The 624-nt window shown below is 47.1% G+C and carries 1 protein-coding gene; it reads right to left on the bottom strand.

The window, feature by feature from the left end; all coding sequences use genetic code 11:
* Positions 1–23: 23 nt before the first annotated feature.
* Entirely contained in the window at positions 24–530 is a 507-nt protein-coding gene (locus ACYVTD_RS15445) for a sigma 54-interacting transcriptional regulator (protein ID WP_461248585.1), read from the bottom strand.
* Positions 531–624 lie beyond the last annotated feature (94 nt).

The following is a 624-nucleotide window of genomic DNA, read 5'->3' as shown; positions in this document are numbered from 1 at the left end:
AAAAAATCATTGTGGCCACACAGTTAAGGGCGTCGTCTCCGATATTTCCTTTTTAAACCAGGCTCGTCTATTCCTTTTTTACCGCCAGTAAAAACCCCCCCCCCCCCGAAACCCAAAAAACCGCCCCCTTTTTTTACAATTTTCTTTTCCAAAAAACCCCAAAAAATCTCCCCCTGAGGAGAACGCGCAACCCCCCCTTTTCCCCCAAAAACCCCCCCCCCGCCGTTAGCCATTTCAAAACGCCCCTGCCGGTTGGATACGGCGCTTGTAAACGCGCCCTTTACATGGCCGAATAATTCGCTTTCCAAAAGTCCTTCCGGAATGGCGGCGCAATTTACTTTTACGAAAGGGGAAGAATTTCTTAGGCTGTTAACATATATCTGTTCGGCGAAAACTTCCTTCCCTACCCCGCTCTCCCCCAAAAGGAGGACGGAGGAATCCGTCTTTGCAGCCTTTTTTATTATTTCAATTTGTTCCTGAATCGCGGGGCTTTTTGCTATTAAAGGCTTATATCCGTCATTCGGATTCATTTGACTGTGGGGTTTTGGACTTTAAAAGGGAGCCTATTGTGTATGTGGAATCGGAAACTTCCTCTTCCGCCATGTAACGCGACATTTCTTCCTT

This window comes from Treponema sp. R6D11 (assembly GCF_054786075.1).
This window is presented reverse-complemented; position numbering and strand designations above follow the sequence as displayed.

Excerpts from the sequence above, each read along its gene's own strand:
- ACYVTD_RS15445 (WP_461248585.1), bottom strand. The coding sequence starts at position 530 with ATGAATCCGAATGACGGATATAAGCCTTTAATAGCAAAAAGCCCCGCG.